Origin of the sequence: Pseudomonas sp. P7779, from assembly GCF_013386315.1 — a bacterium.
GTDB lineage: Bacteria > Pseudomonadota > Gammaproteobacteria > Pseudomonadales > Pseudomonadaceae > Aquipseudomonas.
Map to the genome: position 1 here is coordinate 93,198 of NZ_JACARZ010000013.1, position 11,149 is coordinate 104,346.

The window sequence follows — 11,149 nt, forward strand, 5'->3', positions numbered from 1 at the left end:
GGGGTCGTCCTTACGAAGCGTTTATTGTGCGACGCGGCTTTGTTAGAGCTTCGAAGGGCTATCGGCTTGGGACGGGCGAGCTTGAGGCACTATCGTGCAAGAAAACCCAGGGCAGGGATTTAAGGGGCGGAGCTGGCGAACCAGCCCCGATCCGGCGTGGCAGGATTATTTGTCCAGCATCTGCATGACCGCTTCCGGGTAGCGCAGCCCGGCTGTGGCGTTGGCCGGGAATATGGCCTCCAGCGCCGCCAACTCGGTCGGGCTGAGCTTGACCTCCAGTGCCGCGACGTTCTCTTCCAGGTACTTGCGTTGCTTGGTCCCCGGGATCGGGATCAGGTAATCCCCTTGCGCCAGCACCCAGGCCAACGCCAGTTGCCCGGCGGTCACGCCCTTGTCGGCAGCCAGGGCTTGTACCTGTTTCACCAGCAGCAGGTTCTTCGCAAAGTTTTCACCCTGGAAACGCGGGCTGAACCGGCGATAGTCATCCGCCGCAAAGTCATCCGGGCTTTTCAGCGCGCCGGTCAGGAAGCCGCGGCCCAGTGGGCTGTAGGGCACAAACGCGATTCCCAGGCGTTGGCAGGCCGCGAGGCAACCGTTGTCTTCCTGGTCGCGGCTCCATAGCGAATATTCGCTTTGCAGGGCGCTGATGGGATGCACTTTATGGGCGCGCTCCAGGGTGGCCGCCGACGCTTCACTCAAGCCCAGGTAACGCACCTTGCCTTGCTTGACCAGTTCGGCCATGGCGCCAACGGTTTCTTCAATCGCCACTTCGGGGTCGATGCGGTGCTGGTAATACAGGTCCAGGGTTTCCACGCCCAGGCGCTTCAAGGTGCCGTCGATGGCCTCGCGAATGTATTCCGGGCGGCCGTTGACGCCACGCAGTGCCGGGTTCGCCGGGTCGCGCACGATGCCGAACTTGCTGGCGAGGAACACCTGGTCGCGCTTGCCGGCGATGGCCTTGCCAATCAGTTCTTCGTTGGTATGGGGGCCGTACATGTCGGCGGTGTCCAGCAGGTTGATCCCCAGTTCCAGGGCGCGGTGCAGAGTGGCGATGGCTTCGGTGGTATCGGTGCCGGTGGTGTAGAAATCGGTCATGCCCATGCAGCCGAGGCCGATGGCGGACACCTGGGGACCATTTTTACCGAGTTGACGTGTGTGCATGGGTCCAGCTCCTGTGTGGGAAGGCCTCCATTGTTGCCCTCGACAAAAGCGGGATAAACCGGCTAAAACCGCTATCACTATTATGAAATTCTAAATAATCCCTGAAGGAAACCGGCCCGTGGACCGTTTTAATGCGATGCGAGTGTTCGTGCGGATTGTCGAACTGGGCGGGTTTGCCAAGGCGGCTGACAGCCTGCAACTGCCGCGTGCCTCGGTGACCATCCTGATCAAGCAACTGGAGGCGCACCTGGGGGTGCAACTGTTGCAGCGCACCACACGCCAGGTCAGCCCGACCCTGGACGGCGCCGCTTACTACCAGCGTTGCGTGAGCCTGTTGGCGGACCTTGAGGAAACCGAGGCGGTGTTCTCCACCAGCCGGCGCAACCCGCGCGGCACGTTGCGCATTGATATGCCGTCGGGGATCGGGCGCTTCCTGGTAATTCCGGCAATGCCCGAGTTCACCACGCGTTACCCGCAGATCGATCTGGAAATCGGCCTCAATGACCGCCCGGTGGACCTGATCCGCGAAGGCGTGGATTGCGTGTTGCGCGGCGGCCTGGCGCTGGACGAGTCGCTGGTGGCCCGGCCGCTGGCGATGATGGATCAGGTGACCTGCGCCAGCCCCGGCTACTTGCAGCAGTTCGGCGTGCCATCGACGCTGGATGAGTTGGCCGGCCATCAAGTGGTGGAGTATTTCTCCAGCACCAGCGGCAAACGCTATGGCCTGGAGTTTCAGATCGGCAGCGACATCCGCTTGGTCGACCTGCCCAAGCAAGTGGCGGTCAACAGTGCCGATGGTTACCTGGCGGCCTGTGAGGCAGGTTACGGCCTGGTACAGACGCCGTACTACCACGCCGTTCGCCAGTTGGAAGCGGGCACGCTGGTGGAGGTGCTGGCGCATCAGCCGCCGCCCAGGTTACCGCTGACGGCGCTGTACCCGCCGCATCGCCAGCTGTCGCAACGGGTGCGGGTGTTTGTCGATTGGCTGGTGGAGTTGTGTGCCCGGCCGGGCAATGGGTTGCAGCGTCAACCTTGAGCCTTGCGGTAGGCGCCGGGCTGGAAGCCGGTGACCTTATGGAAGGCCCGGGTAAATGCTGCCACCGATTGATAACCCACGGCGAGGGACACGTCCGCTACGGTCTGGTCCTGCTTGAACAGTTGGCAGGCGTGGCGCACACGCATCATCAGCAGCACTTGCCCCGGCGACTGCCCGCACAGTTCATTGAAGCGCTTGAAGAACGCCGAGCGCGACAGGCCGGTGCAGGCGGCCATGCTTTCCAGGGTCCAGGGCACGGCCGGGCGCGCGATCAACTGCTCCAGCAGGTTGGCAAATGCCGGTTGCCGAGCCAGCGCCGCCAGGCCGCCGAGGTCGGTGTTGTCCAGCACCTGTTGGCGCAGCACATACAGGAACAGCAGGTGGCACAGGCGCTCCAGCAGGGCGGGCGAGGGCGCCGGCGTGCGCTCGCATTCCTGCAGGATCAGTTCGAACAGGTTGCGCGCGGCGGTCAGCGATGGGTCACCGGCCCGCAGGATGATCCAGGCGGGCAGGGTGTCGACAATCATCGCCGACAGCCCGGACTGGAAGTGAAAGAACCCGCACACCAGGCCCACGCCGTCACTGGCCTGGCTGTCCAGTGGCAGCATCGGTTTGCGCGGGCATTCCTGGGCGCCAGTGGCGGTGCCATCGCTGGACAAGCGGTACGCCAGGTCTCGCAGCAGGAAGACTGCATCGCCGTTGTTCAATGGGTAAGGGGTCGAGTCGCCGTCGATGTGCATCCAGCACTGCCCTTGCACCACCAGATGAAAACTCGCGCTTGCCAGGCCATGGGTGCTGGCGTGCCAGTCGCCGCAGTAACGCCCGACGTGAAACAGGCTGGTGTTGAGTTCAAGGCTATCTAATAACCAATCGACGAGTGAACTGGACGAATTCATCTAACGGAAAGACTCTAGAGCAAGTAATCGCTACTTTAGACTATTGAGCGGATTTTTTATAACCAACAGACTTGGTACACGAATCCATGAGGAGACCACTCCATGTCCCGCGTACCGATGCTAACCCTGGAAACCGCTCCTGAGGCGGCCAAGCCCTTTCTGGAAAATGCCCTGAAGGGTTCCGGGTTCATCCCCAATCTGTTGGCGGTGCTGGCCAACGCCCCGGCAGCCCTGGAAACCTACATCACCGTGTCGGGCCTGAACGCCAAGTCTGACCTGAGCCTGGCCGACCGCGAAGTGGTGCAACTGATTGCCGCCACCAACCACGGTTGCGATTTCTGCGTCGCCGGGCACACTGCCGTAGCGCGCAACAAGGCCAAGCTGCCGCAAGACGTGATCGACGCCCTGCGCCAGCGCGGTGAACTGCCCAACGAGCGTTATGAGACACTGGCAGCGTTCACCCGTGAAGTGATCGCCACCCGCGGTGATGTCAGCGACGCCGGCTACACCGCGTTCCGTGAGGCAGGCTACACCGACGGTCATGCCCTTGAGGTTATTCTGGGTGTGAGCCTGGCCACCCTGTGCAACTTCGCCAACGTGTTTGCCCGTACCCCGTTGAATCCGGAACTGGCGCAATACCGTTGGGAAAAACCGGCTAGCTGAAGGCGCGCAAGCGTTCGCGATGGTAAACATGCTGCAACAAGGAGAAACATGAATGCTTGACCCAATCTTGAGCCGTTGGCTCGATGTTCAAGCGCAGGCCCTGGATGTGGGCAGTTGCGATCCGCAGGAAGTGCTGCCACGGCTGGCAGAGGCCAATGTATTACGTATCGGTGTGCCCAAGGACCTCGGTGGCCTGGGCGGCGATGTCACCGGCGCGGTGGAAGCTATCGCCGATGTGGCGAGCCATTCCCTGGCGTCGGCGTTTGTGTGCTGGGGCCAACGCTCGTTTATCGAATACTTGCTGCAAAGCCCGAACCAGCGCCTGCGCGAGCAACTGCTGCCGGACCTGCTGAGCGGCAAGCTGGCCGGGGCGACCGGGCTGTCCAACGCGATGAAGTTTTTGTCTGGCATCGAGTCGCTGCAAATCAGCGCCGAGCCGACCGACGACGGCTGGAACCTCAATGGCCGCCTGCACTGGGTGACCAATCTGCGCAAGAACGGGTTTGTGGTGGCCGCCGCCATCGAGCATGCCCAGGGCGGCGCGCCGTTTATCCTGGCGATCCCGGACTCGGTGTCCGGCCTGCAACGTTCCCGCGACCTGGAACTGCTGGGCCTGCAATCCAGCAATACCGCGGCCCTCGGCTTTGAAGCCGTGGAGCTGAGCCGCGACTGGTTGCTGCATGAGGATGCGCGCAAGTTCCTGCCGGCCGTGCGCCCGGCGTTTCTCGGCCTGCAATGCGGCATGTCCATCGGCCTGGCGCGGCGCTCGCTGGCGGAAGTGGCCAATCACCTGGGCTCCAGCCGCACCGTATTGCGTGAAGAGCTGGAAGTGTTGCGTACCTCCCTGGAACAGGCGGTCAACGACCTGAAGAAAGGCCTGCTGGCCGGCCGCTTCGGCACCGAGCCGGTACCGTTGTTCCGCCTGCGCATCGCCCTCGCGGAAATCGCTGCCAGCGCTGTGCAACTGGAGCTGCAAGCCAGCGGCGGCAAGGCCTACCTGACGGCCCACGGCAGCGGTTTTGCCCGGCGCTGGCGCGAGTCGGCGTTTGTGCCGATCGTGACCCCGAGCCTGGTGCAGTTGCGCACCGAGTTGAACCGTCAGGCCAATCTATGAGCCAGGCGGTATTGCACGCCCAGGGAATTTGCCTGGGCTATGCGGGCAACTCGGTGCTGGAAGGTTTCGACCTGCAATTGCAGCCCGGCGAAGTGGTGTCGATCCTCGGCCCCAGCGGCGTTGGCAAGTCCAGCCTGCTGCGGGTGCTCGCCGGTTTGCAAGCGCCCCAGGGCGGCAGCATCCGCCTGTTGGGCGAGCCGTTGAATGGCCCGCACCCGCGGGTGGCGGTGGCGTTCCAGGACCCCAGCCTGCTGCCGTGGCTGAGCCTGGAAAAGAACGTCGCCTTCGGCCTGGACTTTGCCCGCCAGCCGCACCTCAGCCCTGAAGAACGTCGCAGCCGCGTCGACCATGCGATCCACGCCGTAGGCCTGGAACACGCCCGCCAGCAATTCCCGGCGGCGCTGTCCGGCGGCATGGCCCAGCGCACGGCGCTGGCCCGTTGCCTGGCCCGCCAGCCGCAGGTATTGCTGCTGGACGAGCCCTTCGGTGCCCTGGATGAAGTGACCCGTGCCGACATGCAGCACCTGCTGCTCAAGGTCAATCGCGAGCAAGGTTCGGCGGCGGTGCTGATCACCCACGATATCGACGAAGCGCTGCTGTTGTCCGACCGGATTCTGCTACTGGGTAACCGCCCGGCGCGGACCCTCGGCGAATGGCGCATCGACTTGCCGCAACCGCGGGAAGAACAGGTGGAAGCCATCGGCACCCTGCGCATCGAAATTCTCAAAACCCTACGGCGGGCGAGCCGCACTGACCCCCAACCCCCTGAACTGCTGGAGCCTTGCCATGTGTCTGGATGACCTCACTCACTCGCGCCGTGACTTTCTCAAACTCTCGGCCGTGCTCAGTGCCGCCGGAGCCTTGCCATTGCTGAGCAGCTTGCAGGCCCGGGCGGCCAGTGAGCCGGACGCACCGGTACGCATCGGCTATTTGCCGATCACCGACGCCACGCCGTTGCTGGTGGCCCACAACAATGGCCTGTTCGAGGCCGAAGGCATCAAGGCCGAGCGCCCGGTGCTGCTGCGCAGTTGGGCCCAGGTGATCGAGGCGTTCATTTCCGGGCAGGTCAACGTGATTCACCTGCTGTCGCCGATGACCGTATGGGCGCGGTATGGCAGCAAGGTCCCGGCCAAGGTCGTGGCCTGGAACCATGTGGGTGGCTCGGGCTTGACCGTGTCGCCGGGCATTACCGACGTGAAGCAACTGGGCGGCAAGTCGGTGGCGATTCCGTTCTGGTACTCGATTCACAACGTGGTGGTGCAGCAGCTGTTCCGCGACAACGGCCTGACCCCGGTGGCCCGCGCCGCCGGGAGTGCGATTGCCGCCAACGAGGTCAACCTGATCGTGTTGCCGCCCTCGGACATGCCGCCGGCCCTGGCCAGCAAGCGCATCGACGGCTACATCGTCGCCGAGCCGTTCAACGCCCTGGCGGAAAACCTCAACGTGGGCCGCGTACAGCGCTTTACCGGCGATGTGTGGCGCAACCATGCGTGCTGCGTGGTGTTCATGCACGAGCACGACCTGACCAACCGCCCGGAATGGTCGCAGAAGGTGGTGAATGCGATCGTCAAGGCCCAGGTCTGGACCCGCGACAACCGTGAAGAGGCGGTGAAGCTGCTGTCCAAGGACGGCGAGAACCGCTACACCCCGCATGCCGAACCAGTGCTGCGCAAAGTCCTGGCGCCGGCTGCCAGCGACCGTGCGGCGTACCTGGCTGACGGCGCGATCCAGCACGCCAACTGGGACGAGCACCGCATCGACTTCCAGCCGTATCCATTCCCCAGCTACACCGAGGAACTGGTACGCCGCCTGAAAGACACGCTGATCGAGGGCGACAAGAAATTCCTCGCCGACCTGGATCCGGCGTTTGTCGCCAAGGACCTGGTGGACGACCGCTTCGTGCGCAATGCGATCGCGGCGGTGGGCGGCATGAAGACCTTCGGCTTGCCTGAGGGCTTTGAGCGAAACGAGGAGATTGGCGTTTGAACAACGGCAAAACCTTGGGGTTGCCGGGCTGGTTGCTTGGCTTGAGCGGTTTGGCGGGGTTGTTGTTGCTCTGGTGGCTGGGGGTGAAGGTCTTTGGCAGCGCGGACGGTTTGTCTGCGCGGTTTTCGCTGTCGGCGACCCTCGCCAGCCTGTGGGAGTTGCTGGGCCGCAGCGAGCTGTACCTGAACATCGCCGTGAGCCTCAAGCGGATCTTCGTCGGGCTGTTCCTGGCATTGCTGATTGGTGTACCGCTGGGCTTGCTGGTGGGCAGTTCGCGCAAGCTGGAGGCGGCAACCACGCCGGCGTTCCAGTTTCTGCGGATGATCTCGCCGCTGTCGTGGATGCCCATCGTGGTGATGTTGATGGGCGTGGGCGACCAGCCGATCTACTTCCTGCTGGCGTTCGCAGCGGTGTGGCCGATTCTGCTGAATACGGCGGCGGGTGTGCGTCAGCTCGATCCGCGCTGGTTGCAACTGAGCAAGAGCCTGAGCGCCACGCGCTGGGAAACCTTGCGCCGGGTGATTATTCCCGGGGTGATGGGGCACGTGCTGACCGGCGTGCGCCTGGCCATCGGGATCCTGTGGATCGTGCTGGTGCCGTGCGAGATGCTCGGGGTCAGTGCCGGGCTGGGTTATTACATCCTCGACACTCGCGACCGGCTGGCCTACTCGGAGCTGATGGCGATGGTGCTGCTGATCGGCTTGTTGGGGTTTGCCCTGGATGCGTTTGCGCGCTGGTTGCATCAGCGCTGGGTGCATGGAGGGTGAACACCTCATGCAAAGGCTCGGAGGCTTTCCGGGCCTTTGCGATGTGCTCAGGGTTTCACGTAGATGCGCAGGTCGCCTGGAATATCGTTGGGCTGTAATGGCCGGTTCGGGTCTGGCGCAGGGTTTTTTGCTTTAAGCCCGATGCTGCTGTGGGTCATGTTCCGGTTGTCAAAAACCCCGATGCCGATGCTTTCCGTCAGTTCCGCCAAGCCCGGAACACCTTCGGAGGTGTTCATGTGCGCGCTTCCCACTAACGCGACCCACTTTTCGGTGCCGGAGTTTGCCTGGATGGTTTCCGCAGCGTAGTAGTTGAACTCCTTGAGCCGCTTTTCAGAGTTGACGCCAGTGCGGGTGCGATCACGGGATTTGTCGTGTCTATGTCGCGTCAGGTAATAGTGATCGAGGGGTAAAAGCTCTATTCCATTGTCTTCAAATTTTTTCTTGAGTTGCTCCAGTGTTGGATTCGTGCGGCGAGTGTTGCTGTTTCCGAGCATTCCGATTCCATCATCAACGGGGCCACCGATGTAGTCGATATACCCTTCGAAATAGACTTTTTTGACACCCTGGCTTTTTAGCGTATCGACGTTGTCGAACAGCATTTTAAAGCTGGCCATTTGCGAGTGAGACTCTCCAAACACCACGCCGTTTGATGCTTTCAATGCCTCCGTGATCAGATCGGCTGCGGGGACCGGTACGGGGATATCGGGGATTGTAGGGCGCGGCGGAAGGCCTCCATCCTTGATCGCCTCATAATAGTCCTCCATTTCCACCCGAAACTTATCCAGCGTTGCCTGGCGGGTGTCGAGCTTGAAATGGTCGACTTCGAGCCTTCCTTTCAAACTTTCCACGTATTGGCCCTCGGGTAACGGCTTCCTGATTCGAGGTGGGCGGTTGACGGTGTTTATCGGGTTAAACCGGTGAGTGCTCTTGCTCGAAGCGGCATAGGCGTTGGGGGAGGGCTCCAGCGTATCAGCGCTACTGAACGCTTGCAGGGGGCTGCCGTACGGCTGGTGCGTTTGTGCGTCGAAAGCGTACCACTTGCCCTTGATCTGCACCGCGCTGCCCTCGACCGTCTGCTCGCCCATCTGGAATGAGCCGGTAGCGGCTGCGTCATATCGAGTGCCGGCGGCGGCAAGCTCGCTGTTGCTCGCTGTACCCTTGAGCGTTTTCAAGCCCTGGGTGGCTGCGTTTGCGCCGTCGATGGCGAGTTTTCCCGCGCCGACTACCAGGTCGCCAAGTCCGCTCAGCGGATTGAGTTCCGAGAGTGCGGTAACCCCGAAAATCTTGCTCAGCTTGAGGGCTTTGCTGGCCGCGCTGCTGGCAGTGCTCAGGGTTTTTCCGACCTTCGCGGCGACGCCTGCACCTGCCGTGAGAAAGCCGAACGCATCAAATGCCAGGTCAGAGAACCCATCTTTAAAGTTGCCATTACTGAAGTTGACGATGGCCGACCTGAGCGGAACAAGGTCGAGAAAAAAGTTGCCGATGGTGCTGGCGACCGTCCTTCTATGCTCATCCGGCGTACTTCCGGCCGCTTGTTGCCTGAAGGTTTCCAGATCGAGCCCCTCGACGATTGAATCCGCAAGGTACTCCGCCCGGAAATTCCTGAACAGGTTGGGATTGGATCCCTCGAGCGGGTTCTCTTGCTTTATATAGTCGCGCTTGGCATCGAAGGTGGAGAACTCTTCTATTCGGGTTACTTCGTTGGCGATCTTCTGGTCCTGGCGAGTGATAATTGCGTTGCTGACTTTCCTGATGCTGCCTTTTTCGGTATCGAACTCATAGGTGGACGGCTTGTTCTGGTGTTTTGTGGTGACGAGTATTTTTTTGCTTGTATGGAAGAGGGTTTCTCCCGCGAATGGTGTCCAGCTGACTCTGTAGGATTTTTCTTTGTAGAAGTTCAGCTTTCCTAACCGCAAGTTTTCTTTGTCCTCCGGTGGAAGGTTGGCGAGGGCATTCAAGATGGAATATTTCTTGACGGTTTTATAGTCGCTTATGGTCTGGCTAATGGCTTTGTCAAAGGTGTCGGGGACTTTAAAGCCGGGGCCATGGGTAAAGGCGGCGAAGGCATCAAGATCGACGCCATGCGTCCCAGGTTTGAGCTCCCAGTCTGATGCCGTTATTTTCTCGCCTTGCATGGTCAGGTCCAGCATGGAATAAGGGCCGCGAGTGGAGATCGTCTTGTTGGCGGTTTTGTTGGGCTTGAGCAACACCTTCTCTTCAAAGGGGACGCCTTCGCCAAATTTTTCCTTGAGCAGGTCCAGCGCTATCTGCTTGCGGCTGGGCATCGGGGTGTCAAGCAAGCCGGAGGCGTGTTTCAGCTTGCCCAATTGATAGTTGAACGCGTCCATGGCGGTATCAATGTCTGGTTTTTCGTAAAGCGTGTCGTCTTTCGCCTCAAGCACCCCATTGACCACGGCCCAGTCCAACAATGCCGCAGTTTGGGCAGCTTCGGGCGCGGGCCCACTTGAGTCGGCGGCGATCATCACTTCGGCAAAACTCATGTTCGCTACGCTGCCAGGGGACCTGGCTTCGATGGCGGCCGCCGCGATGCACAGGTTGGCCCAGGCCAGGCTGCCGTGGACCACGCTGTCGGGAATATCCTTGATCAGCAACTGCGGTGCCGCCCGCATCAACAGCAGATGCGTACCCAGCGAGGCGTTGGCAGGTGAGGTTTTGCCGGTATCACTCAAGTGCTCGCGCAGGCCGGCGACGATCGCCGAGGTGGGTTTGCCCCAATATTGTTTATGTGACAGGTCGAATCCGGCCACTTTGTTGCGATGCGGTTGGGTGATGGATTCCTGATCCAGATCGAGGTTGATGGCCGCCAGTACGTGATCATTCACACTGCTATCAGTCGGAATGCTCTCCAGGTTGGTCTGCAAGGCCTCTCCCAGCGCCTGGCCTCGGGGGGAACGGATGAGGGCTTCCAGCGTTTTGGCCGGATCGCTCGAGGCGTCGCTGGAGAGCGGCAGGTTACCGTTCAGAAACTCCAGGAGCCCCCGCTGCTGGCTTGCTTGCTGAACATCCGGAGCGCCAGCGGCATGTTCTCTGGCGGCGGTGAGCAGTTCGTTCTGCTGAGGTGTGCTCAAGGGCAGGGGCCAGGACAAGGCGCCGCCCAGATTTCCCCATGGATGGGGGTGGGAACGTGTCAGCGATGTGCGCGCCAGGGTCAGCAGCTCATCATGGGTGGTTGGCTCGGGCAGGCCCATAGCCTTGAGAAAGTTTGCAAGACTCACGGCGTTAGCACTATTTGGGGGGTAAGAAGAGTTGGGCGCGAGGTCCATCAGCGTGCTTCCCAGCGCAGATCGCACCACCAGAAACGGCGCGTTCGGTCCTGCCAACGTGGCGACATGAGTGAGCTGCTGCGCCAGTGCCTGCCAGTTTTTTCGGTCAGCCAGCGCGGTCTCCAAGGGTTTCGGGCCATTGGGGGGCGGTGTGTCAGCCGCGGGGTCCGGAATGTCCGTTGCGCTTTGCAATATTTCATCGGGGTATGACGGTATATCGGGGAGTGGTATCGGAGGAGGGG

Annotated in this window: 9 protein-coding genes; 6 read left to right on the plus strand and 3 right to left on the minus strand. The window is 61.5% G+C overall.

What is annotated here, in order from left to right:
* Positions 1 to 165: 165 nt before the first annotated feature.
* Positions 166 to 1,161 (minus strand): aldo/keto reductase, encoded by a 996-nt coding sequence (locus HX869_RS04495; protein WP_102605556.1) that lies wholly within the window; start codon positions 1,159 to 1,161, stop codon positions 166 to 168.
* A 118-nt stretch (positions 1,162 to 1,279) separates the two neighbouring features.
* Between HX869_RS04495 and HX869_RS04500 the strand changes: the two genes are divergently transcribed.
* Positions 1,280 to 2,197, plus strand: a complete 918-nt coding sequence (locus HX869_RS04500; RefSeq protein ID WP_102368898.1) for a LysR family transcriptional regulator — start codon at positions 1,280 to 1,282, stop codon at positions 2,195 to 2,197.
* On the opposite strand, the gene HX869_RS04505 is transcribed toward HX869_RS04500, so the two are convergent.
* Positions 2,188 to 3,093 carry an AraC family transcriptional regulator gene (locus HX869_RS04505; protein WP_178902795.1) on the minus strand — a complete coding sequence of 302 codons (906 nt, stop codon included), beginning with the start codon at positions 3,091 to 3,093 and terminating at the stop codon, positions 2,188 to 2,190. The two genes, HX869_RS04500 and HX869_RS04505, sit on opposite strands and share 10 nt — an antisense overlap.
* 102 nt (positions 3,094 to 3,195) lie before the next feature.
* Here HX869_RS04505 and HX869_RS04510 point away from each other — a divergent pair, with 102 nt between their 5' ends.
* From HX869_RS04510 to HX869_RS04530, 5 genes are read left to right on the plus strand one after another with little or no spacing between them, the layout of a single operon-like run.
* Positions 3,196 to 3,756: a carboxymuconolactone decarboxylase family protein gene (locus HX869_RS04510; protein ID WP_178902796.1), complete on the plus strand. Its 561-nt coding sequence runs from the start codon at positions 3,196 to 3,198 to the stop codon at positions 3,754 to 3,756.
* A gap of 52 nt (positions 3,757 to 3,808) precedes the next feature.
* Positions 3,809 to 4,870 (plus strand): acyl-CoA dehydrogenase family protein, encoded by a 1,062-nt coding sequence (locus HX869_RS04515; protein WP_003207563.1) that lies wholly within the window; start codon positions 3,809 to 3,811, stop codon positions 4,868 to 4,870.
* Entirely contained in the window at positions 4,867 to 5,670 is an 804-nt protein-coding gene (locus HX869_RS04520; RefSeq protein WP_003207565.1) for an ABC transporter ATP-binding protein, read from the plus strand. Before HX869_RS04515 ends, HX869_RS04520 begins: the two co-directional genes overlap by 4 nt.
* The gene (locus HX869_RS04525; RefSeq protein WP_010171568.1) at positions 5,657 to 6,856 is read left to right on the plus strand and encodes an ABC transporter substrate-binding protein; all 1,200 of its coding nucleotides are present in this window, start codon (positions 5,657 to 5,659) and stop codon (positions 6,854 to 6,856) included. The genes HX869_RS04520 and HX869_RS04525 overlap by 14 nt, the downstream gene beginning before the upstream one ends.
* 14 nt (positions 6,857 to 6,870) lie before the next feature.
* The gene (locus tag HX869_RS04530; protein ID WP_172834573.1) at positions 6,871 to 7,623 is read left to right on the plus strand and encodes an ABC transporter permease; all 753 of its coding nucleotides are present in this window, start codon (positions 6,871 to 6,873) and stop codon (positions 7,621 to 7,623) included.
* A 47-nt stretch (positions 7,624 to 7,670) separates the two neighbouring features.
* Here HX869_RS04530 and HX869_RS04535 read toward each other — a convergent pair whose 3' ends face one another.
* Positions 7,671 to 11,033, minus strand: a complete 3,363-nt coding sequence (locus HX869_RS04535) for a membrane-targeted effector domain-containing toxin (RefSeq protein WP_256736747.1) — start codon at positions 11,031 to 11,033, stop codon at positions 7,671 to 7,673.
* Positions 11,034 to 11,149: the final 116 nt, after the last annotated feature.

Coding starts and splice junctions, on each gene's coding strand:
- HX869_RS04495 (WP_102605556.1), bottom strand. CDS start 1,161: ATGCACACACGTCAACTCGGTAAAAATGGTCCCCAGGTGTCCGCCATC.
- HX869_RS04505 (WP_178902795.1), bottom strand. CDS start 3,093: ATGAATTCGTCCAGTTCACTCGTCGATTGGTTATTAGATAGCCTTGAA.
- HX869_RS04510 (WP_178902796.1), top strand. CDS start 3,196: ATGTCCCGCGTACCGATGCTAACCCTGGAAACCGCTCCTGAGGCGGCC.
- HX869_RS04515 (WP_003207563.1), top strand. CDS start 3,809: ATGCTTGACCCAATCTTGAGCCGTTGGCTCGATGTTCAAGCGCAGGCC.
- HX869_RS04520 (WP_003207565.1), top strand. CDS start 4,867: ATGAGCCAGGCGGTATTGCACGCCCAGGGAATTTGCCTGGGCTATGCG.
- HX869_RS04525 (WP_010171568.1), top strand. CDS start 5,657: ATGTGTCTGGATGACCTCACTCACTCGCGCCGTGACTTTCTCAAACTC.